This window comes from Sphingomonas sp. (genome assembly GCF_035317925.1).
GTDB lineage: Bacteria > Pseudomonadota > Alphaproteobacteria > Sphingomonadales > Sphingomonadaceae > Sphingomonas_I.
In genome coordinates, this window is record NZ_DATHFV010000084.1 from 1 (window position 1) to 25,484 (window position 25,484).

A 25,484-nucleotide genomic window follows, 5' to 3' on the forward strand; every position below is an offset into this window, starting at 1 on the left:
CCCGCAGATCGATCCGGTCAATCATGTCGGCGGTCAGGCCGTGCTCGTCGCGCAACTGCACCGCACCGTCGATGGACGGATGGATGACGATGCCACAGGCGAAAGGTTTGTAGGTATTGAGGGAGATCTCGAAATGCTCCCCAAACTCTTTCGTCACCTCGTTGAAATCACGGTCCGCCGACATCACGAACCCAAAGCCGCGCGGCGCTTCGAGCACCCTGTCGGAACTGGTGAAGTTCTGCTGTGCGAGATGGGCTGAAAGCAGGCCGTTTTGCGCGGCCCGGCCGGGATGCAAACTCTTGCACATGGTGCCGAACATTTCGCGGAATCCGGACGATTGGGTTCCCGCGATCCCCAGTGCCCAGGTCATTTGCTGCACATCAAGACCAAGCACCTTGCCTACGGCCGCCGCCGCGCCGAACACGCCTGCGGTTCCGGTGATGTGCCAGCCGATGTCGTAGTGCGCGGGATAGACCGCATTGCCGATACGGCATTCTACTTCGACCCCGAGAATGAAGCTGTGCAGAAGCTCTTCGCCCGTCATCGGCCGTCGCTCCGAAAGCGCCAGGAGCGCCGAGGCGACCGGGCCTGCGGGATGAATGATCGTCTTCAAATGCGTGTCGTCAAAATCGAACACGTGACTGGAGATACCGTTGAGCAAGGCCGCGTTGAGCACGTCTGTCCGCTCGCGACGACCGAGGATGCCGGCCTCGGGCGCGCCCGCAAATGGCTTCACCGCCAGCAGGGCCCGATCGACTGCCTCGTGACCGCTGCCGCCGATGGCGCAGCCGGCCCAGTTCAGCAGCGAACGCACCGCCTCCTTGCGGACGGCGCTCGGTATGTCGGAATACTGCGCATCCACGACATAGCGGGCAAGGGTGCGGGTAACGGCAACGGTTTCGTCCATGATCTCTCCGATGGGCAACGCGACTAGGGTTGTGACTGTCAGTGCTGAAGCAGCCGGATTGGCCGTCCGGACAAGAATGCTTCAATGTTTTCAACAACATCCGGATAGAAGACCTGGTAGGTCTCTGCCGTGACGTAACCGAGGTGCGGCGTAGCCAGCACGTTCTCCATTGCGCGGAAGGGATGCCCCTCCGGCAGAGGCTCGACATCAAACGTATCGAGCGCCGCGAGGCCCAGGCGCCGCTCACGCAGGGCCGCAATCAGTGCGTCCTCGTGGACGATCGGCCCGCGCGAGGTGTTGACCAGGATGCCATCCTCGCCGAGGAGCGCCAGCTCTTCAGCACCGACGAGGCCGCGCGTGGCTTCGCTCAACACCATGTGAATCGTGACGACGTCGCTTTCGGCGAACAATTCGGACTTGGAGACCAGGCGCACGCCCGCCTCAGCGGCCCGTTCCTCCGTCAGGTTGGGGCTCCAGGCGATAATCTCCATGCCAAAGGCGGCGCCGATGCGGGCCACGACTTTGCCCAGACGGCCAAGTCCAAGCACGCCGAGCGTCCGGCCGTGCAGTGTCAGGCCGACGGTCGTCTGCCAGCCGCCGGTCCGAACGTTGCGATTCTCCAGGTCGATGCGGCGCGCGGCGCTGAGGATTAGCCCCCAGGTCAGCTCGGCGGTCGGGTTCTCGGTTGAAGCGTTGCGCGTGTGGGAAACCACAATGCCCTGCGCTTGCGCCGCCTGCAGATCGAGCGTGCGATTGTGCGCACCCGTTGCACAGATGAGCTTCAACTTGGGCAGGCGCTCGATCAGTGCTGCGGGCATGGCCATGCGTTCGCGCAGCAGGCAGATGATGTCGAAGTCGATCAGGGCAGCGATGGCCTCGTCGATATCCCCCAGGTGCCGGTCGAATATCTCGACCGAACAGCGCGATTCCAGCTTGCTCCAGTCCGCAAAGCGTTTGGCGACACGCTGATAGTCGTCCAGCACCGCGACCTTAAGCATCTGGCGGTCCGTTCTCGCCTTGCAGCTCTTCCCGCCAGAAGCCCAGTTTCTCCTGTGCCGCGCGATCGGAATAGCTGAAAAGCACCGCCTGTTCTTCGACGGCGAAACGCAAATAAGACCAGGCAGGCACGACGAATACGTCGCGCGGTCCGAACGCCAATTGGCGGCCCTCGACTTCGGCCACCCCGTGGCCTTCGACCACCACGAAGACGGCGTTCTCGGTGCTCCGATAACGACGCCCTTGGAAGCCGTCGGGAAGCAGCTGCATGAATGCCGCCATCGTCGGGAACGGATGTCCCCCCGTTACCGGATTGCTGTAACGGAGCTTGGCGCCATGCGCCGAGTGAATGGAGCCGGCTTGCTTGAGTCGTTCCAGCGCTTCGCGGGAGCGGACGTAGGGGTAGAGGAGGATCGGCGAATGGAGGTTGTCGGCAGGCGCGGTAAGCGGCTGCATGTTGGCGCCATAGGCGGCCAGGGACTCACCTTCCGACCGCACGATTGGATGTGCTTCTTCGCCGTGATCCTCACGGAAGGTCGCGCCGAAAAACTTCGGGATTGCCGTGTCCAGACCGTCCAGCCACACCACCGGCCCGGTCCCTAAGTTTCCATGATCGTGCCAGGCCCAGTTCGGCGTGACGACGAAGTCTCCGGGACGCATCGTCGATCGCTCGCCGCCGACGGCGGTATAGCCCCCCTCCCCCTCCACCAGAAAGCGGAGCGCGTTCGGCGTGTGACGATGGGACGGCGCGACCTCGCCCGGCGCAATCGCCTGCAGGCCGGCGTAGAGCGAGTTGGCGATAAAGGTGCTGCCGCGAAGGCTGGGATTCTCGAGCACCAGCACGCGCCGCTCCGCCTGACGCTTGCTGATGAGACCGATGGACTGCATCAGCGCCGGACGCACGTCGGCGTAATGCCAGATATGCGGCACGCACCGCGTTCCCGGCGCCATCGCGCCGGGCTCCCGCTCCCACAGCGGAGACATATCCATGCTGCTGATCTCGCTCGAAAACTGCGCGAGCGCCGCGTTCGAATCCTCTACTCCGGACATCCCATCACTCCATTTCGGGACTCGCCGCGCCCAGGGCGTCAGGCTTGGGCTGGCTGCGCGAACAATGAATATTTGCCGGTATCGCCCTGGATCACGTTCAGCTTCATCGCGCCGATGCGATCGAACTCGATGGTCACCGTTTCGCCGTCCCGGATCGGACCGACGCCCTCGGGCGTGCCTGCGGCGATGATGTCGCCCGGGTAGAGCGTCATGATCGAGGAAGCCATTTCGACCATCCCCGGCACGTCGAGCACCAGATCCCGCGTATTCGCGTCCTGACGCAACTCGTCATTCACCCAGAGACGGCCGCGCAGATCGTTTGGCTCGCCAACCTCGTCGGCCGTCACGATCCAGGGGCCGACGGGGCAGAAGGTGTCGAACGCCTTGCGCGCGACCCGCTCCTCTTTGCCGCGGATCACCGCGTCGATGAGCAGGGTGTAGCCAAAAACGCAGTCACGCCAGTCGTCGCGATGCACGTCGCGGCAAGCCCTGCCGATGATGATTCCGAGCTCGCACTCGTGGTCGATGCGCCGGCCGGCATTGACCGGGAGAACAATCGGATCATTGGGGCCGCTGAGCGACGATGGCGGCTTCAGGAAAAAGCCCTGGGTGTTGGCACGATAGTCGCGCCCCATTTCCTCCGCGTGCGCGTGATAGTTCGCGGGGTAGGCGATTATCTTGCTCGGCCACGGCACCGGGGTGTCCAGCCTTACCGAATCCAGCGGTTGCCCTGGCCGCCCGGCGACGGCGGCCTCAAGCGCTGGAAGCTTGCCGTGATAGTGGGCGATCAGCCGGTTCATCCCAACCGGCGGCCACTCCCCCACAGAGGTTGCCACCAGGTCCGAAACGTCCACGACCTTGTCGTCCCGAATGACGCCAAGGCGCTTTCCGTTGTAGCTCACCAGTTTCACGGCTTGATCCTATATGACGCTTTAGGAAGCAGGTTTTTCAAGTATGTCGCGATATCCGTTCAAATAATGGAAAGTTTATCGCGAACTTTATTAGATACCCTGCGTACAAATTTCTCTTATGACTTATATATCGCGCGAGTTATGATGATCTTGCACCTTTCGCATGATCGGCCCAGGCCTCCCACGCTCTGTTGATTTGACCGACACGCTGAACTTCAAACTCGTTCATGAATTTTGGCTTGCCCAACTTAAGGGCTTCCATTTCCGCACGGGCGTTGATCTGCGTGTACACGGCATTGTAAGTTGCGCGCCGAACGTTGGGACCGACCACGGTCATGCCGTGCCCGCGCATCAGCACGAGATTACGGTTGCCAAGCTTCTGGGCCAGAGCCGCACCAGCTCGGGAGTTCAGCACCAGCATCCCGTTTCTGGGGCCCTCGACCGTCTCGAGATCGAACACGGGGACGGGGTCTGATCCTATGAAGTGGGCCATGTGGATCATCGCCTTCAAAGGCGCATCCGTGACACTGAACGGCAGCACATCCGGCGCATGGCTGTGCACGACCGCCATCACATCCGGCCGCGCCCGGAAGATTTCGCCGTGAATGAAGCGTTCGTTGTAGATCTGCCGCCCCTTCTGATCGACCGGGAGACTGTTCTCGTCGAACTCCATGATGTCTTCGGCGGTCACCAGGCCTGGCGCCCGGTTCCGCGACATGAGGAAATGCTTCGGGTTTTTCAGGGACCGGGCCGTGACGTGCCCATAGCTGTCCAGCACGCCCTGATCCGCCAGGATGTGGTTGGCGGTAACGAGATCGGCGATCCGCTGTTCTTCGGTATCCAGGGGAAACTGCTCGGGGGGCAGCGGCGCGGGCGCCTGTGCGCCCGCCGCCGTACAGGCCACTATCGCAAGGCCCGCGCCACAAAACGCCCGGCGGTCGATAAAGCAACTCTCGTCCCTACGCATGTCTTTGCTTCCCAAGAGATAACCTCGTCCGGATTGGCCGGCGATGCGGGGTTGGGCGAAACCCAACCCCGCCGCGTTCAAGCGGTCGGATGCTCAGAAAGAGTAATCCAACTTGATCCCCACGGTTCTCTGGGCCTCCAGCGCAACGGTATTCTGGTAACTGCCGGGGCCCGCGAACTGCAGTGCGCGGACGCGCACCAGGAAGAACTTGTTCAGAAGATTGCGGGCGTAGAGCGAAACCTTGATCGATCCGTCGAGCGCGCCGACACCGAGGTTGGCGTTCAACAGCCCATAACCGGGGATGATCGTGTTCGGATCGCCTGCAGTAGTGTAGGCGCTCGACCGGTGGCTATAATTGGCGTTCGCGATCAGGCGCAGCTTCGCGCTGATCTGCGGACTATAGTCGAAGCCCACATTGAAAGTCGTCTTCGGCGCATTGATCGAAGGCAAACCCGAAGCATCGAAAAGCTTGGATCCGCCGGTTGCATAACAACCAGGACCCGGCGCAGGATTGACGGCCTGCCCCGGATAGCAGGACGTTAGGAACGTCGTGTATTTGGTGGGATTGTAGGAAAGGCTGCCGGTCAGACTGAAATCCCGGGCCGGATGCACAGCAGCGTCGAGTTCGACGCCCTTGGAACGGACACCAGGCGCATTCGCCAAAACAACAGTGAAAGTGCCATCGGGTCGGAAAACGATCGTGCTGGTCTGCAAATCCTTGAAGTCTTCGATGAAGAACGAGCCGTTCAGCGAAAGCAGGCGATCGAAAAGCTGGGTCTTGAAGCCAACCTCGTAGTTATTGACCGTTTCCGGCCGTACTTTGGCGAGCGTACCGCGCGTCGTTCCGATGGCCGGCGCCTTATAGCCCTGCGCATAGGTCGCGTAGAGCATGAGATTGGAGGTCGGCTTATATTGCAGCGTACCCTTGACCGAGAGGTCATCCTTGCCGGCGGTATCCGAAACGTTGGGCGGCGGCGTGCCTATGAAATTGAAGTGCGGATCGACCGACGAAAAATAAGAAGCGCCAACCCTATCGTGCGTGAAGCGCCCGCCAAAAACAGCCGTAATCTTCTGGGTCAGATGGAAGTTGGCCTCGCCGAATGCCGCAAGGCTGTTGGATCTTGCGGTATAGTTCGCGGTGTCTCCATTCGTACCCACATATGTGTTAGCAGGAAGAACCCGATTGCGCGTGCCGCCTTGATTTTCGGCGGCAGAAACGTTTTGATCGAAGAAGTATCCGCCGACGACGAAGTCCACAAATCCGCCCACCGGTGAGTTAATTCGCACCTCTTGCGAAAGCTGGTGCGCGCTCAGCGTGCCAACATTGTATTTATTGAAGTCCGTTGCCGAGTAATCGCCATCGGTTTGATTTCCGCTCGACTGGGTCTTGTAGGCAGAGATGGCGGTCAGGGTATAGCCGCCGAGACGATAGGTTAATGTCCCCTGGACACCTTTCTGTCGAACGAACGCCTGCACCGGGTCATTATTGACATATTCGCGATTATGCGGGCCAAAGACGATGCCGTAGGGCGCAGACAAGGCTGCAAAATCGAGCGCCGTCTGGGACGTGGGCAAAACGGGGGGTACCGGCGTCGGGAAACTGCGGATCGTCTCGATCGTATTGGTGCCGTCGTCCCTATGGTCTTGCACCTCCGCAAGCAGGTAGATGTTGAAGTCGGAAGAGGGCTCCCAGAGCAGTTTTGCGCGCAGCGAATAATCCCGGTATCCACCGCCCTTGAACCCATTGAATTCGTTGGTGAGATATCCATCCCGACGTTGGTAGGTGCCCGTGATGCGCGCGGCTACGTTCGCCGTAACCGGCAGGTTAACGGTGCTCTCGATCTGGGATTCATTGTCGGTCCCATACCGCGCGCTACCGGAAGCACTGAAGACGCCGAGTTGAGGCTTGCGCGTGACCACGAAGATGACGCCCGCAGAGGCGTTCTTGCCGAACAGCGTACCCTGAGGCCCCTCAAGGACTTCGATCCGTTCGATGTCGGCCAGCGTATTGAAGCCGATGCTCCGGGGCAGCCCCTGAACCACGTCGTCAACAACGACAGCGACCGCCTTTTCGATATTGTAATCGAAGCCCTGGCTGCCGAAGCCGCGGACGAGGAAACCCGCCCCGATCTGCGGATTGTAGTTCACGGCCGGCACGAGATATTGAAGATCGGACGCCGTGGTGTAGCCGGACGAGGCAAGCTTTTCGCCCGACACGACCGCGATCGAGATCGGGACATCCCGCAGGCGAGATTCACGGCGGTTGCCGGTGACTATAACCTCGCCATTGGCGCCAGCATCAGTGGCCGCGCTGCTGGCGGCCGGCTGAACGGAAGGCTGCGCAGCCGAGGCGGCCTGAGGCTCCGCGGCCGGCGCAGTCTGCGCGCTCGCGGCGCCGCCAAATATGGTCATGGACGCCATCGCCAAGGCAAAAGCGGATGATTCCCAGCAAACCTTAGTGAAACGCATAAATATCCCCTCTCTTAAATTCTTATTATAGTTGCAACATTTCGCCGTATTCTCTGTGATGCTTCACTAGTGATCGACGAAGAGCCGCAAATTTGTCCCATTAATATAGAGGCTGACAGGAGTTCTCCCCCAATGCCTCCCAGAAGCTTGGCGTCTGCGCCCTTCGCATTGGGACGCTGACCAGCTTCTCGTCGCCATGTAATCGAATACATTGCGCGCGATCAAGGGGGTAAATTTGCACGTCATCCTGCGTTTTGGGGAAGCGTGACGCGGCGATAGCCACCGCGGCGACGGAAAATCAGTATGAGCGCGCAATAGACGCACAGCATCAGGATAGGCAGCCTGGCGACGGCGGTGAGTGCGCTCTTCTTGCCCGCCAATTCTACCGTAGCGAGCGCAGCCTTGTCGGCGGGCGGGGCTGTCGCCACTTTCTTCGCGTCGAGCGCGACATAGCTTCCGAACACACTCGTGCGCTGTTCGGTCAGATAGGTCGCAGCAAGATGCGAATTGCCCGTTGCAACCTTACGAGCGACCGCGCCATCCTGCAGGGTTCCCAGCAGAACCGATCCCATGATACCGGCGGCGAGCATCCCCGAACCGGCCATGACATTCAGCGTGACCGCACCGCCCCGCGGGAATTGCTCCGATGCGACGGCGAGGCTGGTCCCCCAGAAGAAGCTCTTCCCGATGCCATAGAGAGTGGCGGCGGCAAGCAGAGCCGACCCGCTGGCGCCCGCCAGCCAAAGCAGGCCGACCGCGGCAAGGCCCGAGGCGATAGCCAGGGTGCCGAACGGCGTCAGTCGACTGATAATCGAACCCGCGAACAGTCGTACGACGAATACGATGGCCGAGGTGTAGACCAGCACCCACCCTGCCTGCAGGCCGATCCTGCCCATTTCCGGCTGCATGAGCGAGGAAATCCAGCTGTCGGTCGACAACTCCGTGATGGCGAGCGGGATCATCAGCAGCAAGAGGATGACGTAGAGCGGCCGGCCGGCCGAACGCGCATAGTAAGCGCACACAATCGTCAGCGCCGCTATCAGCACCAGCGTCAGCGTACCGGACAGACTGAATACGCGGCCAATTTCCAGCATCATCATCGCGACTATGATCAGCGCGCTCAGATAGCCGGCCTCACTCAGCATCGTGCGATAGGGCACACCGGCGGCCGCGCGCTCGCTGGCCGGCAGGCGCCGGCGAACCAGCAGCAGGGCATAGATGAGTATCGGCGCGGCCATGAGCGCCACCTTCGCGCGCCAGCTCACGCCATCGCCGAGCCAGATCGCGAGCAGACCGCCGAGGACCATCCCGCCGGGCCATGCGGCGTGAAGCCGGTTGAGCCAGCGCGGCTTGTCATGGGCATACACCGTGGCGATCAGCGGGTTGACCGATGCCTCCACCGCGCCGTTGCCGAGCGCCATGATGAAAGTGCCGCAATAGAGCGACCAATAGCCCCCGGCCATGAGGAGGATCGCCAATCCGCAGCTGTGGCAGGCAACGGCGAACCACAGTGTTCGCTTGAAGCCGATACGATCTATCACCAGGCTGAGCAGCACGATGCTGATGGCGAACGGCCACAGGCCAACCCCCAGCAATTCACCCTTCTGGGTCTCCGTCAGCGCGAATTCGACGCCCCAGGCGTCAATCACCAACGCGCGGAGTACAAAGCAGAACGAGGTTGCCGTGATCGCGGCGAAACTGGTGATGAAGATGGACCGATCGATCGGCTGTGCGGCGTTGGTCATGCAGACCTTCTGATGAAGAGTTCGCCGGCATGGCTGACGAGTTCTGGAGCAACAGTGTTCCCGCAAACAATCGATTACATTGCTCTTGAATGTCAACTGCGGCAGGCTCCAATATTGCCTGCTGGCGGAAGAGGTGTAACTGTTCGATTTGGCCGTTACACGCACCGGAATCGACGTAAATCTGTCCGACGATTTGGTTTCTGTTGGAGGCGAGGGTGAGGCTGTCGGGTCAATGCAAGTACCGCGAGCCGCGTGTGACGCAGCGGGTAATAGCCCGGCCCGCCGACCGAGCGATGTAACCGTTCGCTTTCACCGTTACACTCGCTAAGGTGCCGTTGATGCATCCGGCAATCCAGCTCCGTGAAGCAACGTTGCACTGCAACACTAGGTAATGGTGGTGCTGCAGACGACTGGATGAATGAGGCTCCGGCGAACGAAGAATGAGGCGATGACAAATATCATTGACGTCGCGAAGCGCGCCGCTGTTTCCACTGCCACCGTGTCGCGGGTTATCAGCCGGCCGGAGAAGGTTTCCGAGCAAACGCGGGAGCGCGTCCAGAAGGCGATCGCCGAGCTTAAATACGAACCCAATCATGCCGCGCGCATGCTTCGAACCTTTCGGGCATCGAAGATCCTCGTGACTGTCCCGGACATCGCGAACCCATTTTTCGCCGCGCTCATTCAGGGCGCCGAGGAACGGGCGCGTCTTGCCGGATACGCGGTGATCCTGGGCGACACGCAACATGACGCAGTGCTGGAGAACCAGTATGCGGCCATGCTGCTCCATCGCGACGTGGATGGATTCGTCTTTCTCGGCCACCGCCTCCCCGAAAAACTAAAGGCTTTGCTGGAGCAACCCGGCCGACAAGCCCCTATCGTGAACGGCTGTGAATATAGTCCTGGGCTTGATGTGCCTTCGGTTCATATCGACAATGCCTTGGCCGCGGCCGACGCGATCGACCACCTCGCAGGCCTTGGTCATCGGGACATAGGAATCATCACCGGGCCGCTGGTTAGTCCGCTCAGCCGCGATCGGCTTTATGGGGTCGAACGTGCGGCGGCCCGCCACTTGATCAGCCGGGGGCTCAGGATTCAACACGGCGATTTCTCGGTCGAGTGTGGCGTGGAGCATGGCCGCGCGCTCATCGCTGAGGGTGTTACCGCCATCTTCAGCTTCAGCGACGAAATGGCGATGGGCGTACTGCACGCGATTACCCAGGCAGGCCTTTCCTGCCCCCAGGATGTGTCGGTGATCGGGTTCGACAATATCCAGCTGGCGCGCTTCCTCACGCCGACCCTGACAACCGTGGCCCAGCCGACCAGGCAGATCGGCGAGGAGGCCGTCGGCATCCTGCTGCGCATCATCGACGGGGAGGAGATCCGCTCGACCGTCACCTTGCCGCACCAGCTTATCGAGCGGCAGAGCACCGCAAGAGCTCCACAGCGCTCGTAACGCGCGCTGTATCATAAGGCTTCGTCGGCGACGGAGCCGCCTGCCCCTCGCCCAAGAGCGCCAACGCGCACCACCCTTCATCAGCCCCGTGCCGATTAAGCCTGCGCCACCCCACCCAGCTTTACGCGTTCACGTCCGGATGATCGGCTTTGAATCTGGATGAAGCTGGATTTGGGTCGACTCGCTCAACCCCATATGTAATCTATTACATTTGCTCGTATCATGACGTGGAAGTGGATTGTAGGTGAAGGATATCAAAGGGCCGGCGCTGTTTCTGGCCCAGTACGTCAGGGATCAGCCTCCCTTCAATTCGCTTGACGGCATTGCGCACTGGGCAGCGGACCTCGGGTTTATCGGCATCCAGATACCCACATGGGAACCGCGCCTGTTCGACCTGGAAACGGCAGCCCAAAGCCTGACTTATTGTCAGGATCTTTCAGGCCGTCTTGCCGAGGTCGGGATCGCGATCACCGAGCTCTCCACGCATCTCCAGGGCCAGCTGGTTGCGGTACACCCGGCCTATGACCTCATGTTCGATGGATTCGCCCCCGCCTCTGTTCGCTCAAACACGCAGGCGAGAACCGCTTGGGCAAGCAATCAGCTGGTGCTCGCCGCCAAGGCGTCTCAGAACCTGGGCCTCGCGGCCCATGTGACCTTCTCCGGCGCTCTCGCCTGGCCCTATTTCTATCCTTGGCCTGCACGGCCCGCGGGCTTGGTGGAGGAGGCGTTCGACGAACTCGCACGACGGTGGCGTCCGATCCTCAACGCGTTCGACGAGGTCGGCGTCGACGTTTGTTACGAAATCCATCCGGGCGAGGATCTGCACGACGGGATCACTTTCGAGATGTTCCTGGAGCGCGTTGGTTCGCATGCGCGATGTAACATCCTGTACGATCCGAGCCACCTGCTCCTGCAGCATATGGATTATCTAGGTTTTATCGATGCTTATCACGAGCGCATCCGCGCGTTCCACGTGAAGGATGCTGAGTTCAGGCAGTCACCCCGGGTTGGTGTGTACGGCGGGTATCAAGCGTGGGTCGATCGACCTGGCCGCTTCCGATCTCTGGGTGACGGTCAGATCGATTTCGTCGGGATATTTTCGCGCATGGCGCAGTACGACTTTCCAGGCTGGGCCGTGCTGGAGTGGGAATGTGCGCTCAAGGACGCGCAGGTAGGCGCCGCCGAGGGCGCAAAATTCATCGCCGAACATATCATCAAGGTGACGGACACGGCCTTCGACGACTTCGCCGGTTCCCCGATCGACCGGGCTCAGATTCGGGCGGCAATGGGGCTCCGTGCGTGAAATCGGCCCAATCCAAAAGGCTAATCCCGCTTGCAATGGTCGGCGGGGGCGAGGGCGCGTTTATCGGCGCAATACATCGCATGGCGGTGCGGCTCACCGACGAGTTCGATCTCGTCGCCGGCGCATTTTCGTCAGATGGCGAGCGAGGGGCGAGGAGTGCCGCCTCGATCGGGGTGGCGCCTGATCGCAGCTATGCCGATTACAGCCTCATGGCCGCGGCGGAGAGCGCGCGGCCCGACGGGGCTCGAGCGGTTGCAATCGTGGCGCCGAACGACGTGCATTATGATGCCGCGAGGGCCTTCCTGGATCATGGCTTCCACATATTGTGCGAAAAGCCGCTCGCGCTGAACTGCGCTCAGGCGGCCGATCTGGTCGATCGGGTCCGCCGCTCGAACAGGGTCTTCGGCGTTGCGCACACTTATGTAGGGTACGCCATGGTCCGTCGGGCACGAGAAACCGTCTCGGCCGGGTCGATCGGCGCCGTCCGCATGGTGCAGGTCGAGTATCCGCAATCCTGGCTCAGCACCGACGTCGAGCATGATGGAAACAAGCAAGCTGCTTGGCGGACCGATCCCGCGCGAAATGGCTCCGGCGGCGCACTGGGGGATATCGGCACCCACGCTTTTCATCTCGCCGAATTCGTGTCCGGCCTGCGGTGTGAAGAGCTCGCCGCTGACCTGTCGTCCTTTGTACCGGGCCGCACGTTGGATGACGACGCACGCATGCTTCTGCGGTTCAAGGGCGGGGCAGCGGGCATGTTATGGGCGAGCCAGGTTGCCGTCGGCTGCGCCAATGCCCTGCGCTTGCGGGTATTTGGCGAGACGGGCTCAATCGAATGGGGGCACGAGCATCCCAACGAGCTTGTACTTAGCACGCGGGGCCAGCCCACGCAGATGTTGGTTCGTGGCGCGGATGGCGTGGGCTCTGGATTCACCACACTCCCGGCGGGCCATCCCGAGGGTTACATCGAGGCTTTCGCGCAGCTTTATTCGGATTTCGTCGCGCTCATCCGTCAGCACGACAATGTTGAAGATCGAGCGCCAGGCGAAAGCCTTTTGCCGACCGTCGAAGACGGGCTGCGCGGCATCGAATTTATCGCAGCCGCTATCCGGTCACATACCGGCGGGGGAGCCTGGACAAAAATAAATTGACCAAGGCCCGGCGCGACGTTCGGACAAACCTTCCTACTTATTCGGCCGTAACAGTGTCAGCATAACCGTACGGTAACGTGCAATGAAACGGTTATCTTCTTGTCGCCTGTGCTGTGCTCGTTCACGCGATTAGCCGAACAGATAAAACGTGGAGCAGGAATACGCATGTCTATCGCCGCCTTTTCGGAATGGCTTTACAATACGCACATCAGTCAGGGTATTCAAAGCAATACCTGGATCATTCCGACCGTCCAGAGCATCCACATTATTGCGATCTCGATGCTGATGGGTTCGGCGATCGTGCTTGATCTGAAGCTGGCCGGCTTCATCGCGAGGACCGAAAGCGCTGCAATCGTTTTCCGGCGTTACATGCCCTGGCTGTGGGCGGGGCTCGCGATCCTCTTGCTCACCGGCCTGGTGATGATCATCGGCGAGCCGGCGCGCGAACTGGAGAATTGGATCTTCTGGACCAAGATGGGTCTGGTGGTGATCGCCTTCTTCCTCACCCTGATCATGCGCGTGCCGATGTTGCGCGAGGATCTGGGGAACCAGTCGCGCATATGGTCCCTGCTGGTGAAACCGTTGGGCCTGCTGGCGTTGGCGATCTGGATCCTCATCATCTTTTGCGGCCGCTGGATAGCCTACGCCATCGTCTGAGCCGGCCCAATCACTTCACGGAGCGCGCAAATGGCCCTCGCCGACTTTTTCCAGACCCTCAACGACCTGCCAATATCCGTCGCGATCCGAGAGGGGGAATCCTATTTTCCCTGGCTTGAATCGCTCCACGTGCTCTGCATCGTCACCGTGGTAGGAACCATCGCGATCATCGACCTGCGGCTGTTGGGCTTACCCGCGCATAAGCGCAGCGTACGCCAACTGACCCTCGAACTCCTGCCGTTCACCTGGGTCGCTTTCGTGCTCGCGGTTGTGTTCGGATCGCTGTTGTTCCTCTCGAACGCGACCACCTACGCCTACAACACGCAGTTTCAGTGCAAGATGGCGCTGATGCTGCTCGCCGGTCTCAACATGGCCGCCTTTCACCTCGTTACCCAGCGCAACATGCATTTGTGGGACGAACTCTCCGAGACGCCGACGGCGGCCAAGGTAGCTGGCTTCTCGTCGCTTGCCCTCTGGATAGGCGTCGTCTTCTTCGCGCGATGGGTTGGGTTCACAATTTGATGCGCAGTCGACGGGCGTCATTCTTTAGCATCAGCCTGAACGGCCGCCGCGAGCGAAGACCCTGCTCCAATTATGCGAGAAATCTCATGCTTAGGCCCTTGTTTAGTCGAGCGCTGGTGAGCGCCGTGCTGCTATCGTCATGGTCCTCCGCAAACGCCCAGGGCGCGTCCCCATTACTCGTCCGCCACCTGCTGCCCGTCGAGGCCGCGATGAAGGCGGCAAGTGCGGCGATCGCGCAATGCAAGGCTGGCGGATTTGAGGTCGCAGTGGCGATACTCGATCGCGACGGGACCATGCGTTTACTCGCCGCAAGTCCGGCGGTGATACCGATCTCCGTCGAGATCGCCCAGCGCAAGGCGCGCGCCAGCGTTATGTTTCAAACAAGTTCGGCCGAGTTCGGCGCACGCGTGCACGCCAATCCGGTATTCGCGGCGTCGATGCAATCTGTCGATCCGCGGCTTTCGGGCGGCACGGGCGCGTTGCCGATCAGCGCCCGCGGCGAATTCCTGGGCGCTATCGGGGTGAGCGGCGCGGCGCAGGGCGCTCAGGACGAGGACTGCGCGCGCGCCGGCCTTGCGGCGATCTCCGAGACCTTGCGCTGAGGCGCAGGGTTTGTCCTCGACATTCTGGGTCGGCGTCAGCGTCCCGGCCCATGGGGCCGGTCCAAATTGAAATAGGATAGTCAGGGCGTGGGCGCACGCTCCTCCTTCGATTGATCGGGGAAGCGTTGGTGGATCGACGTATCGGAGCGCCAGGGCCCGCCGGCACGAAGCGGGCGGGCGATTACCAACGTGCTGTCGATATTGAGATTTCCGATCGTGCGCACCTCGAACAGCGCCTCAAATGCATCGGCCCCGCCCGTCTGCGCCGCAATCTTCGCAAGCTGACTTGGATCCGCGGCAACTTCCGCCGCCTGCATCACGCCCGCATCCCGGGTGCCGGCGACGATGAGAATACGGTTGCCGGCCGGCCCGGGCATGCTCGCCAGGTAACCATAATCCCGCCGCGGCGTGCCGCCTTCGTTGCTCTCGAGCGCATCCGACAGAAAATGGTGCCCGGTGGCGCGATCGATCAGCTCGTCATAGCTGGAGCCGACCGAAAAGCCCGATACGGCGAACAGCGGATCGCGCAGCCAGCCCAGCCCGCTGAAGTACCCGACATAGATGATGTTTCGGCTCTTCAGTCTTTCAGCCGTGATCCGCGACATCGTCAGCAGACGTAGAGAGCTCGCACCGTGGGCCGATACGTCGACGGCCAGCGGCACCAGTTCGCGCAGCGCATAGGCTGTGCTTACGGGCAGGTAATGCAGGTTCAAATCAACGTAGCGGCCCGCATCCTTTGGATTGTCCATCAGATAGCGATCGAGGTCCTCGCGCGAGTTGATTCCGAAGTCGCGGACGAGCCGCTCGACTTTCGTGTTGGTCGCCTCGCCAAAGATGAAATAATCGCCGATGACGATGAAGGTGGGATGGTCGCTCGTGACGAGCGGTTGCCAAAAGGCAGTCCGCTCGGCCGCGGCGAACACGCTCGCAGGCTGGCGGTTCGCGACGACATACCAGGCAACGATGTTCATCACGACGGCGAACAGTCCGAGCGCGACCCAACTGCGTCTCGTTTTCCACCAGCGCATACGCGCGGATGGCGGACTGGCTTCTGCATCCGCCGCCTCGGCTCCGGCTTCGCCCGGTGACGGCTTGGCACTGTCGGTGAGTATTAAGCGATATTCGCCCAAGGGTATGGCGAGCCGCTGGGCGGCTGGATTTGCACTGTAGAATTCCTGGAGCTTGCGCCGCAGCCGGTGAATGTAGACGCGAACCGAGGCATCCTCGAACAAATCCACTCCGCCGCCTTTGCCGAACACCTCCTGGGCGATTTCGATTTCTTTCGGCGCGCGGGATTCGAGCGAGCACTGAAGCAGAAAGTCGAACAATCGCACCAGCACGTCCGAGCGACCGAGAGCGCCTGCCTCACGCACACGCCCCGCCTCCGAAGCAAGATTCAGGCGATAGGGGTCGTCGGCAAGCATTCTTGGAGGGTCCCCAGCAAGCATTTCGGCGCTGTAACATGAAGTAACGTTGGGGCGAAGTGCTGGAACGCATGAAGGAATGCCCGCGGATCCAGAGCCGTGGCCGAGTAACGTGGAGCTTTACGGTAGCGTGCTGGACATGGCCGATGCGGACAAAGACATTGCCCTCGAATGTCCAATCCGTTGCACCCATCAAAAGCCGGTTCGATCAAGCGCCGTCGCATCGCCGTTGCGGCGCTCCTGCTCGCGCTCGTGACCGCTTTGGGCATCCGGGCACATGCCGATCACGCGCAGAACACGGTCCTGCGGGCCGATCCCGAGGCAATTCTTCCTGACCCTGTGATGCGCGAGACTACCCTGCGCGAGGGCAGGACAGTATTTGCTGCGCATTGCGCTTCGTGTCACGGACAGGACGGAAAGGGCGATCGTCAGGTTGGCGTTCCGGACCTGACCGACGACGATCATCTCTTCGGCAGCGGGCTCGTCTCTGAAATCGAGGATATCGCGCGCTACGGCATCCGCGCGCACGACAGCCGCGGCGCAAACCTTGCCTCGATGCCGGCGCATATTGGCACCGTGCTTCCCCCCAAGGGCAAATCCCCGCCGCCGCAATCGTCTACGCCATCGCTGACGCCTGCGCAGATCGAGGATGTTACCCAAGGGCTGCTCTGGTTCACGGACCACGCTACCGACATCGCCGCCGCTCGGCGGGGCCAGAAGCTGTTCAAGGGTGCGGCGGGCTGCTGGGATTGCCACGCCGGCGATGCGGGAGGGGACCCCGCGATTGGCGCGCCTGCGCTTTCGGACTCTGTCTGGCTCTACGGCGATGGCGGGCACGACGCGATCTATCAATCGATCGCTTATGGGCGTGCGGGCATGAGCCCCGCCTTCGATCGGATTCTCACCGCCGCGCAACTTCGCGATGTAGCCGTCTACGTCGCATCGCTCGCTCCGACGAAGGCCAGCCGCCGATGACCGATACGCACCCGACCGCAAATGATCGCTGGGACTGGGCGCAACCGAATGCCCGGCGTTCGCTCTGGTTGTGCGGTGCGGGTGCGATCCTGGGTCTCGTTATCGCCGGGGTCGGACTCTTCACCGCGCAGGGGACACGGACCGCCACCGTTCCCGCCGAGGATGCCGCGATCGTCAACAACGTGCCCATCCTCATGGCCGATATGATCGGTCAGCTTCGCGCGCTTTACGATGTCGGCCTCACCCAGGCGACGCCCGAGCAGAAGCGCAAGGTGCTCGACGACATGATCCGCGAGGAGTTGTTCGTGCAGCGTGGCATCGAGATGGGGCTGCCCAACGACGACATCGACGTTCGCCAGGCCCTGATCAACGCTACGGAGGCGCAGGTGGCGCAGGATGCCATGACCGCCAGGCCCGCCGAAGAGGAATTGCGCACCTTCTACGCCGCGAACCCCGATCGCTATGCGAGCGAAGGGACGATGATCCTGCACGAATATCTGCTTCGGGGGGATATCGCGACCGCGGCCCGCACGGTTGCCGCACTGCGCGCCAGAACCGCCGCAACCGCACTCGGGCTGAAAACCGCCGGCCGGGTCGATGACGGCGAAGAATTTTATTTCGCTGCCCGCATCCACCTTGGCGACCACCTGTTCGCCGCAGCGCGCGGGCTGAAGGACGGAGAGATATCCGATCCGATCGAGCAGCCCGACGGCTTCCACATCCTGCAGATGGTAGCCAACAATCGCCCGCGGGCGATGGGCTATGACCAGGTACGGGATCGCGTCTTGCGCGACTTCCTCCTCGCCAAGGTTGCCCGTCTTCAGGCGGGCAACGAGCGCTTCCTTCGCAAGCGCGCCGACGTGAAGATCGCAGCGGCGCTGCTGTGATACGGTTCCTTGCTCTATTGGTGGCGTTGCTCGCGCTCGCCCCGGCCGGCGCGCATACGCGCAGCGAGTCGCATACGAGCTGGCTGGTCGACGGCAGTTCCGTTCATCTCACCGTATCGCTGCCCGACGCCGAGGCGCGACGGATCACGCACGACGGACGCCCGCCCAACGATCCGCAGCTGATCAGCTATCTGGCACCCAAAGTCGGCGTCGCGAGCGGCGACGCGCCCTGCACCTCCGCGATCAAGCCGCGCGCCGTCGCGGCGGCATCGGGCTATCGTCGTGTCGAATTTTTGTTCGCCTGCCCCTCGGCCAAAGCGCTCGTGTTGCGCTTTGCGGCCTTTTTCGAGCTGGTGCCGACGCACGTCGATCTGGCCCAGATCCAAACGCCATCGGGCGACTTCGTTGAGCAGGTCCTCACCTCCGATCAGCAGACGATCGAGATGGACGGTGCGAACGGTTCTGGCTTGGAAAGCGCAGGTTTTCTGACCTTCGTGAAGATGGGCGTGATGCATATCTTCACAGGCGTCGACCACATGTCATTCCTGCTCGGATTGGTGCTGATCTCGCGCCGCTTCCGCGATCTCGCCTTCGTCATCACCGGCTTCACGCTCGGTCATAGCCTGACCCTGGCGCTCGCCGTCACTGGCGTCATCCGTCCGCACGCCGAATTTATCGACGCGCTGGTGGCGCTGACGATCGCGCTGATCGGGGTGGAGAATATCGCAGTCCAGGCACGACGGCCCGGCCTGCTGGCCTTGTGGACGGGTGGCGTGCTGGTCGCGATGGCAGCGCTCCGGCTTGGCGGTATCGGGCTGCTTCCACCGCTTTTGCTGATCGGCGCGGGGTTGTTTTCCGCGAATTACCTGATGGTCTCTGGCCATGTGCGCGATGCCGGCCGGCTTCGGCTGGTGGTGACTTTGATTTTCGGTCTGATCCATGGCTTCGGCTTCGCCGCCGACCTGCTCAACGAGGCGATCCCGCGGGCACAGCTGGCGGAACTGCTGGTCGGCTTCAACCTCGGCGTCGAAATCGGCCAGCTAACGGTGGTGAGCGTGCTCAGCGGCTCGGTCGTGCTGCTGCGCCGGATGAAACTGACACTGCCGCGACCCATGGTGGTCGATGTTTGCGCGGCGGGTCTTGTCGCGATCGGCACCTACTGGTTCGTCGGTCGCAGTTTTTAGCTAGAGATTTATATAAAGCGCGACGAATCCACGGAAACACGCAGCGATTTTTGCACCAGCGGAACGGCCGGACTCTCGTATATTTTTTTGGGAAGATGTGGTGCCGCCTACAGGACTCGAACCTGTGACCCCCGCATTACGAATGCGATGCTCTACCAGCTGAGCTAAGGCGGCGCGCCGGAAGCGGGCCGTTACCAGCGCTTCCGCCGCCTGACAACACCCCTTCCCGCCTTCACCCCTTCTTAAACTTCCCGGGCGCATTGCCGTTGGTGGAATACAACAGGGTGGGTTCCATGACCGGCGCAACCGCGATCGCAACGCCAACGCATTCAGGGATGGGCGACGAGCCCGTCTTCGTCTTCGGGCGCGAACGGCGCATGCATGCGCGCGCCTACGATTATTGGGTGTCGCTGCTCCACGGCCGCCGCATGCCCTGCATCGCCGATCTCGATCCCGATTATATGGCCGCCTTCGCGCATCGCAGCGTGCTGGTCGATCTCCAGGCGGAAGGCGGTACCCCGGTGATCGCCTATCTCGGCCGCGAATTGCGCGACGAAGGCGACGTCAACGCCATCCGCCCCACGCTGGCCGATGTGCCGCAAGGTTCCTTGCTGGGTGAGCTGCTGCGCCGCTTCTCCGATATCGTCGCCTATCAGGCACCGGTCGGGTTCGAGGCCGAATGCGCCGGCCGCGCTGATACGCGCCTGCTCCATCGCGGCATCCTCCTGCCCTTCTCCAATGAAGATGGCGATCTCGCCTCCGTCTATGGCGTGATGAGCTGGAGACAGGTCGCCGCGGTCGAGGCCGCACCCGATATCGCCGCCGCGATCGACAGCGTGATGGCGTCGCGCGCCAGTGCGCCGGTTGTGTGCGCATGGGGCGACGGCCCCGGCGCCGCGCAGATCGCGAGCGAGACGGTCGCACCGCAGCCGCTCGATCAGCGTCTCGCCGCCGCGCGCACCTGGGCCGCCTTGGCCGCGACCGATCGCACGCGCAGCGACGCCAGCCTCCATGCCGCTTTGGGCGCGGCCTATGATTATCTGCTCGCCGCGCGCGACACGGCGCTGACAGCCCGCAAGATCGTGCGGATGGTGTTCGGCACCGATCTGCGCCGGATCGAACGCATCCGTTATGCCGCCACGCTGGATCATGCCAACCGCCTCGGCCTCGGGCCGGGCCGGGTCGCGGCCTGGCTCGACAATCATGGCGGCGGCCACGTCGCGGTCGCGATCGCCGAACGCAGGGCACGCCGCGCCGAACGCCATGCGGGCGAGACTGAAGCCAGCCAGGTCTGGGCCGACGCGCAGGATCCGATCGGCCATATCCACCTTTCGATCGACGACGATCTGATGCTGCTGATCGGCCGCCGCGCGCCGCAGGGCGTCGACGTGATCGCCTCGGTACCCGCCGACGATCTCTTCACCGGCGCCGCGCTCGCCCGTGCGCGCCGCGCAGGCTGAGCGGCTTACAGCGAAACCCGCAGCGGGTTGTCCCGACTGTCACACAAGCGCATAGGCCAGCCATTAACCATCATAGCGCACGAGGGCGTATCGCTAATCGTGCCGGAGAGCAGGATGACGAACACCGATCTGGCCACTCCCACCCTTGGGGAGGAGGCCGCGGCCGCTATTGGCGCGGCTTTGGTCGAAGGGGCACTGCCCGGCGAGACCGATAATTTCAGCACCGCCGACCAGGCCGAAGCCGCCGCCTTCATGGCGCAACTGGCCGCCAGCCGCACCCCCGGACAACCCGCGATCGCGCTCGAATCGACCGGCGGCGACAGCGTTCATCGGCGCATGCGGCTCGGCATCGTCAATGACGACATGCCCTTCCTGGTGGATTCGGTCGGCGCCGCGCTCGCCGCGCGCGGGATCGACGTCCACCGCCTGCTCCACCCGGTTTTGCCCGTCCGCCGCGACGCCAATGGCGCGCTGAGCGCGGTCCTGCCCGGCGGGACGAGCGGCGAACGGCGCGAATCGATGATCTATATGGAGGTCGATCGGGTCGACGCGAAACTGCGCCGCAGCCTCGAAAGCGATCTCGCCCAGATGCTGGCCGACGTGCGCGCGGCGGTCGAGGATTGGCCACGCCTGCAGCTCGCCTTGCGCGACGCGGCGCAGAGCCTGCCCGACGGCGAGGGCGCGGCCCTGCTGCGCTGGTTCCTCGAAAAGCATTTCACTTTGCTCGGCCATCATGTCGAGCATAAGGACGGCTCGGCCGAAGGCGGGCTCGGCATCTTGCGCGCGGGCGGCGATCAGCTCTGGTCGCAGGGCGCGCGCGATGCCGCCTTCGCCTGGTTCGAACAGGGCGGCGAAGCGCCTCTGGTGGTCAAGGCCGATCGGCTCGCCACGGTCCATCGCCGCGCCCCGCTCGACCTGCTGATCGTACCGGTCCGCGCCAACGGCGCACTGACTGGGCTGTCGATCACCGCCGGCCTGTGGACCAGCGCCGCCTTGCGCGCCTCGTCGGACAAGGTGCCCGTGCTGCGCACGCGCCTCGCCCAGATCGAGGGCAAATATGGCTTCGACCCCTCGTCGCACGCGGGCAAGGCGCTGCATCACGCTTTGTCCGATCTGCCGCACGATCTGCTGATCACCTTCGCGCCGTCGGTGCTGGAGGAGATCGCGCTGACCGCGATGAGCCTCGCCGATCGGCCGCGCCCCAAGCTCGCGCTCGCGCCCGCGCCGCTCATGCGCCAGCTCTTCGCGTTCGTGTGGCTGCCGCGCGACGCGCTCACCACGCGCCAGCGCGAGGCGATCCGGGCGATGCTGGAACAGGCCGCGCATGCGCCGGTGACCAACTGGGCGCTCGATCTGGGCGAAGGCGATATCGCCTTGATCCGCTACATGCTCGATCTGCCCTATGGCGCGGTGCTGCCCGACGCGGCGGCGCTCGATCGGCAGATCGAGACGATGCTGCGCGGCTGGTCGCCCGCGATCGAGATGAAATTGAACGAGAGCGTCGCGCCGACCCGCGCCGCCCGCCTCGCGCTCGATTGGGCCGAGAAATTCCCGGCCGATTACCGCACCCGTACTACCCCCGACGAAGCGGCCGCCGATGTGCTGCGCCTCGCCGGCCTGGAAGATACGGACAGCCGTGCGGTGCGCCTGAGCCGCAACGCCGGGGACGAAGGCGTGCGCCTGCGTCTCAAGACCTATCGGCTGGGCGAATTGATCCCGCTCTCCGAAGCGGTGCCGGTGTTCGAGAATTTCGGCTTCCGCGTGCTCGAGGAAATCCCGACCCCACTCGACCGGGGCACGGCGGGATACATTCACGAATTCCTGCTCGAAGCCGACAGCGCCGAGGCGGCAGAGGCCCTGCTCGCGCGTGCCGATGTCGCCGAAACCGCGATCGCCGCCGTGCTCGCGAGCCATGCCGAAAATGACGCGTTCAACGCGCTGATCGCCGGCGTCGGCCTCGACCCGCGCGAGGTGGTGCTGGTCCGCGCCTGGTTCCGCTATCTGCGCCAGACCGGCCTGCCCTACGGATTGCAGACGGTCGCCGACGCGCTCCACCGCTCGCCCGATGTCGCACGCGCTTTGATCGCGGCGTTCGACATGCGCCACGATCCCGACGGCAATGGCGACGACACGGCCGCGCTTGAGAAGCTCGACGCCGCGCTCGCGCAGGTCGCCTCGATCGAGGACGACCGCATCCTGCGCCGCATGACCGGCGTCGTCCGCGCGATCCTGCGCACCAACGCGTTCGCGCCCGCCGCGCAGGAGGCCTTGGCCTTCAAGATGGATTCGGCGCTCGTACCAAACCTGCCCAAGCCGCTGCCGTGGCGTGAGATCTGGGTCTATTCGCCGCGCGTCGAAGGTATCCATCTGCGCGGCGGCCCGATCGCGCGCGGGGGGCTGCGCTGGTCCGACCGTCGCGACGATTTCCGCACCGAGATCCTCGGCCTGATGAAGGCGCAGGTGGTCAAGAATGCGGTCATCGTGCCGACCGGCGCCAAGGGCGGTTTCTATCCCAAGCAATTGCCGCCGATCGCGCAACGCGACGCGTGGCTGGCCGAGGGCACGGAGAGCTACCGCATCTTCATCCGCTCCTTGCTGTCGGTGACCGACAATTTCGTCGAGGGCGCGGTGGTCCATCCCACCCGGGTCCGCATCCACGACGGCAACGACCCCTATTTCGTCGTCGCCGCCGACAAGGGCACCGCCACCTTCTCCGACATCGCCAACGCGATCGCGGTCGAGCACGGCTTCTGGTTGGGCGACGCCTTCGCCTCGGGCGGCAGCAACGGCTACGACCACAAGGCGATGGCGATCACCGCGCGCGGCGCGTGGGTCTCGGTCCAGCGCCATTTCCTCGAACAGGGCGTCGACGTGCAGACCGATCCGACGATCGTCGTCGGCTGCGGCGACATGTCGGGCGACGTGTTCGGCAACGGCATGCTGCTGTCGAAAGCGCTCAAGCTGGTTGCGGTATTCGATCACCGCCACATTTTCCTCGATCCGACCCCGGATCCGGCGAAAAGCTGGGACGAACGCGCCCGCATGTTCGCGCTGCCGCGCTCTTCCTGGGCCGATTACAACCCCGAATTGATCTCGAAAGGCGGCGGAATCTTCCCCCGCACGCAGAAATCGATCCCGCTTTCGCCCGAAATCAAAGCGGTTCTGGGCCTTGAGGTCGACGAAATCGACCCTTCCGGGCTCATTACCGCTATCCTGAAAGCCCCTGCGGACCTGCTCTGGTTCGGCGGAATCGGTACCTATGTGAAGGCCGCGTTCCAGTCGAATGCCGATGTCGGAGACCCTGCCAACGACGCGCAGCGCGTCAACGGCTCAGATATTCGCGCCAAGGTGATCGGCGAAGGCGCCAATCTGGGCGTTACGCAAGCGGGCCGGATCGAGTTCGCGGAGGGCGGCGGGCGCATAAACACCGACTTCATCGACAATAGTGCCGGCGTCGATTGCTCGGATAACGAGGTCAACATCAAGATCGCGCTCAATCGCGAGATGACCGAAGGCCGGCTGAGCTTCGACGATCGCAACGTCTTCCTCGCCGAGATGACCGACGACGTCGCCCATATCGTGCTGGAGGATAACCGCCTTCAGACGCTCGGCTTGTCACTGGCCGAACATGGCGGCGCGGCGGCCCTGCCCGCGCAGTTGCGCGTGGTCGAAATCCTCGAAACCGGCGGCCGGATCGACCGCAGCGTCGACGGGATCGAGAGCAACGCCGCTTTGCTGCGCCGCGCGCAGGAGGGCCACGGCCTGACCCGGCCCGAACTCGCGGTGATCCTGAGCCATGGCAAGCTCGCCCTCCAGGCCGCGATCGAGGCATCGGACGTCGCGTCCGACCCCCTGCTGCGCCCGATCCTGCACGCGGCTTTCCCGCCGGCGATGCAGGCGCGCTTCGGCCAGGCGATCGACGATCACCGGCTGCGGCCCGAGATCATCGCGACCAAGATGGCCAACCGCGTCGTCAACCGGCTTGGCCTGGTAACGCCGTTCGAGCTGGCCGAAGAGGAAGGCGCCGCGATGGCGCAGGTCGCCGCGGCCTATTTCGCGGTCGACGCGATCTTTGGGTTCGAAAGCCTGTTCGAAGCGATCGAGCAGGCGGCGATGCCCGAAATCGGCCGCCTCGCCTTGCTGGCGGCGGCGGGTTCAGCGGCGCGGCTCCACGTCGCCGACGTAATGCGCGCATCGGGCGGTGAGATCATGCCGGGTGCGCTCGCCGAAAAGCTCGCGCCGGGTGTGAAGCGACTGGAATCGCGGCTCGACAGCCTGCTCAAGCAGGAAGCCCGCGCCGGTGCCGCCGCATTGCGCGCCCGCCTCGGTGCGGACGGCGCGACCGACGATATCGTCGCGCGCATCGTCCGCCTCTACGAACTGGACGGTGCGATCGGCACGGCCAGCCTCGCCGCACGCATCTCCGCCGACGAACTGGCGGTGACGCAGGCCTATGTCCGCCTGGGCGAGGCGCTCGGGCTCGACTGGGCCAAGGCGGCGGCGTCGCGCTTCGTCTCGTCCGACCCATGGGAGCGTCTGCTCGCCGCCGGGCTCGCGCGCGATTTCGAGCAATTGCGGCTCGAATTCCTCGCCCGCGTCAATGGCGCCGATCCGCAGAAGGCGGTCGATGCCTGGCTCAAGGCGCAGGCGGCGCGCGTCGAGCAGTTCCGGACCCTGGTGGACCGCGCCCGTCTCTCGCCCACGCCCAGCGCGGCGATGCTGGCGCAGGTGGCGGCGCAGGCGCGGGGTTTGTTAGCCCGCTAGAGCCTGATCGTTATCGGTGGAAGCGCCGTGCGCTTCCGCTGATGGCGTGAATCAGGC

Annotated in this window: 19 protein-coding genes and 1 tRNA gene; 11 read left to right on the top strand and 9 right to left on the bottom strand. The window is 63.2% G+C overall.

Features of this window, described 5'->3' with window-relative positions; all coding sequences use genetic code 11:
• From VK533_RS06335 to VK533_RS06365, 7 genes are all read right to left on the bottom strand, one after another.
• Nucleotides 1-907: MmgE/PrpD family protein (locus VK533_RS06335; protein WP_324376019.1), on the bottom strand; the 907-nt coding region annotated here is incomplete at its 3' end.
• Between the two features lie 38 nt (nucleotides 908-945).
• Nucleotides 946-1,905, bottom strand: a complete 960-nt coding sequence (locus VK533_RS06340; RefSeq protein ID WP_324376020.1) for a D-2-hydroxyacid dehydrogenase family protein — start codon at nucleotides 1,903-1,905, stop codon at nucleotides 946-948.
• Nucleotides 1,898-2,953, bottom strand: coding sequence for a gentisate 1,2-dioxygenase (gtdA, locus tag VK533_RS06345; RefSeq protein WP_324376021.1), 1,056 nt, complete (start codon nucleotides 2,951-2,953; stop codon nucleotides 1,898-1,900). The genes VK533_RS06340 and gtdA overlap by 8 nt, the downstream gene beginning before the upstream one ends.
• A gap of 38 nt (nucleotides 2,954-2,991) precedes the next feature.
• Complete coding sequence (locus VK533_RS06350; protein ID WP_324376022.1) at nucleotides 2,992-3,864, bottom strand: fumarylacetoacetate hydrolase family protein; 873 nt, start codon at nucleotides 3,862-3,864, stop codon at nucleotides 2,992-2,994.
• 139 nt (nucleotides 3,865-4,003) lie between these two features.
• Nucleotides 4,004-4,897, bottom strand: a complete 894-nt coding sequence (locus VK533_RS06355; protein WP_324376023.1) for a class II aldolase/adducin family protein — start codon at nucleotides 4,895-4,897, stop codon at nucleotides 4,004-4,006.
• A gap of 27 nt (nucleotides 4,898-4,924) precedes the next feature.
• A complete protein-coding gene (locus VK533_RS06360) occupies nucleotides 4,925-7,300 on the bottom strand; it encodes a TonB-dependent receptor (RefSeq protein WP_324376024.1) in 2,376 nt (791 codons plus the stop codon).
• A 242-nt stretch (nucleotides 7,301-7,542) separates the two neighbouring features.
• Nucleotides 7,543-9,045, bottom strand: coding sequence for an MFS transporter (locus tag VK533_RS06365; protein WP_324376025.1), 1,503 nt, complete (start codon nucleotides 9,043-9,045; stop codon nucleotides 7,543-7,545).
• Between the two features lie 448 nt (nucleotides 9,046-9,493).
• Between VK533_RS06365 and VK533_RS06370 the strand changes: the two genes are divergently transcribed.
• From VK533_RS06370 to VK533_RS06395, 6 genes are all read left to right on the top strand, one after another.
• Complete coding sequence (locus VK533_RS06370) at nucleotides 9,494-10,498, top strand: LacI family DNA-binding transcriptional regulator (protein WP_324376026.1); 1,005 nt, start codon at nucleotides 9,494-9,496, stop codon at nucleotides 10,496-10,498.
• A gap of 244 nt (nucleotides 10,499-10,742) precedes the next feature.
• The gene (locus VK533_RS06375; RefSeq protein WP_324376027.1) at nucleotides 10,743-11,801 is read left to right on the top strand and encodes a sugar phosphate isomerase/epimerase; all 1,059 of its coding nucleotides are present in this window, start codon (nucleotides 10,743-10,745) and stop codon (nucleotides 11,799-11,801) included.
• On the top strand, nucleotides 11,798-12,952 hold the full coding sequence (locus VK533_RS06380) for a Gfo/Idh/MocA family oxidoreductase (RefSeq protein ID WP_324376028.1): 1,155 nt from the start codon (nucleotides 11,798-11,800) through the stop codon (nucleotides 12,950-12,952). The genes VK533_RS06375 and VK533_RS06380 overlap by 4 nt, the downstream gene beginning before the upstream one ends.
• Nucleotides 12,953-13,060: 108 nt before the next feature.
• Nucleotides 13,061-13,609, top strand: a complete 549-nt coding sequence (locus tag VK533_RS06385; RefSeq protein ID WP_324376052.1) for a DUF6644 family protein — start codon at nucleotides 13,061-13,063, stop codon at nucleotides 13,607-13,609.
• Between the two features lie 30 nt (nucleotides 13,610-13,639).
• A complete protein-coding gene (locus VK533_RS06390; protein ID WP_324376029.1) occupies nucleotides 13,640-14,131 on the top strand; it encodes a DUF6644 family protein in 492 nt (163 codons plus the stop codon).
• Nucleotides 14,132-14,247: 116 nt separating this feature from the next.
• On the top strand, nucleotides 14,248-14,733 hold the full coding sequence (locus VK533_RS06395; protein ID WP_324376030.1) for a GlcG/HbpS family heme-binding protein: 486 nt from the start codon (nucleotides 14,248-14,250) through the stop codon (nucleotides 14,731-14,733).
• Nucleotides 14,734-14,813: 80 nt separating this feature from the next.
• Here the strand turns inward: VK533_RS06395 and VK533_RS06400 are convergent, their stop codons facing one another.
• Nucleotides 14,814-16,157 carry a helix-turn-helix domain-containing protein gene (locus VK533_RS06400; protein ID WP_324376031.1) on the bottom strand — a complete coding sequence of 448 codons (1,344 nt, stop codon included), beginning with the start codon at nucleotides 16,155-16,157 and terminating at the stop codon, nucleotides 14,814-14,816.
• A 171-nt stretch (nucleotides 16,158-16,328) separates the two neighbouring features.
• Between VK533_RS06400 and VK533_RS06405 the strand changes: the two genes are divergently transcribed.
• Genes VK533_RS06405 through VK533_RS06415 form a run of 3 tightly spaced genes read left to right on the top strand, consistent with a single transcriptional unit; the run spans nucleotide 16,329 to nucleotide 19,203 of the window.
• Nucleotides 16,329-17,132, top strand: coding sequence for a c-type cytochrome (locus VK533_RS06405; protein WP_324376032.1), 804 nt, complete (start codon nucleotides 16,329-16,331; stop codon nucleotides 17,130-17,132).
• Nucleotides 17,129-18,019, top strand: a complete 891-nt coding sequence (locus tag VK533_RS06410) for a peptidylprolyl isomerase (RefSeq protein WP_324376033.1) — start codon at nucleotides 17,129-17,131, stop codon at nucleotides 18,017-18,019. The genes VK533_RS06405 and VK533_RS06410 overlap by 4 nt, the downstream gene beginning before the upstream one ends.
• Nucleotides 18,016-19,203 carry a HupE/UreJ family protein gene (locus tag VK533_RS06415; RefSeq protein WP_324376034.1) on the top strand — a complete coding sequence of 396 codons (1,188 nt, stop codon included), beginning with the start codon at nucleotides 18,016-18,018 and terminating at the stop codon, nucleotides 19,201-19,203. The genes VK533_RS06410 and VK533_RS06415 overlap by 4 nt, the downstream gene beginning before the upstream one ends.
• Nucleotides 19,204-19,301: 98 nt before the next feature.
• Here VK533_RS06415 and VK533_RS06420 read toward each other — a convergent pair.
• A tRNA-Thr gene (locus tag VK533_RS06420) sits at nucleotides 19,302-19,377 on the bottom strand.
• A 161-nt stretch (nucleotides 19,378-19,538) separates the two neighbouring features.
• Here VK533_RS06420 and VK533_RS06425 point away from each other — a divergent pair.
• Together VK533_RS06425 and VK533_RS06430 are read left to right on the top strand one after the other, a co-directional pair.
• Entirely contained in the window at nucleotides 19,539-20,663 is a 1,125-nt protein-coding gene (locus VK533_RS06425; protein ID WP_324376035.1) for a hypothetical protein, read from the top strand.
• Between the two features lie 114 nt (nucleotides 20,664-20,777).
• Nucleotides 20,778-25,427 carry an NAD-glutamate dehydrogenase gene (locus VK533_RS06430; protein ID WP_324376036.1) on the top strand — a complete coding sequence of 1,550 codons (4,650 nt, stop codon included), beginning with the start codon at nucleotides 20,778-20,780 and terminating at the stop codon, nucleotides 25,425-25,427.
• Nucleotides 25,428-25,484: the final 57 nt, after the last annotated feature.

What these genes read in the sequence shown, in the direction of transcription:
- VK533_RS06365 (WP_324376025.1), bottom strand. Translation starts at nt 9,045, where the DNA reads ATGACCAACGCCGCACAGCCGATCGATCGGTCCATCTTCATCACCAGT.
- VK533_RS06405 (WP_324376032.1), top strand. Translation starts at nt 16,329, where the DNA reads ATGTCCAATCCGTTGCACCCATCAAAAGCCGGTTCGATCAAGCGCCGT.
- VK533_RS06390 (WP_324376029.1), top strand. Translation starts at nt 13,640, where the DNA reads ATGGCCCTCGCCGACTTTTTCCAGACCCTCAACGACCTGCCAATATCC.
- VK533_RS06425 (WP_324376035.1), top strand. Translation starts at nt 19,539, where the DNA reads ATGGGCGACGAGCCCGTCTTCGTCTTCGGGCGCGAACGGCGCATGCAT.
- VK533_RS06410 (WP_324376033.1), top strand. Translation starts at nt 17,129, where the DNA reads ATGACCGATACGCACCCGACCGCAAATGATCGCTGGGACTGGGCGCAA.
- VK533_RS06360 (WP_324376024.1), bottom strand. Translation starts at nt 7,300, where the DNA reads ATGCGTTTCACTAAGGTTTGCTGGGAATCATCCGCTTTTGCCTTGGCG.
- gtdA (WP_324376021.1), bottom strand. Translation starts at nt 2,953, where the DNA reads ATGTCCGGAGTAGAGGATTCGAACGCGGCGCTCGCGCAGTTTTCGAGC.
- VK533_RS06340 (WP_324376020.1), bottom strand. Translation starts at nt 1,905, where the DNA reads ATGCTTAAGGTCGCGGTGCTGGACGACTATCAGCGTGTCGCCAAACGC.
- VK533_RS06430 (WP_324376036.1), top strand. Translation starts at nt 20,778, where the DNA reads ATGACGAACACCGATCTGGCCACTCCCACCCTTGGGGAGGAGGCCGCG.
- VK533_RS06400 (WP_324376031.1), bottom strand. Translation starts at nt 16,157, where the DNA reads ATGCTTGCCGACGACCCCTATCGCCTGAATCTTGCTTCGGAGGCGGGG.
- VK533_RS06370 (WP_324376026.1), top strand. Translation starts at nt 9,494, where the DNA reads ATGACAAATATCATTGACGTCGCGAAGCGCGCCGCTGTTTCCACTGCC.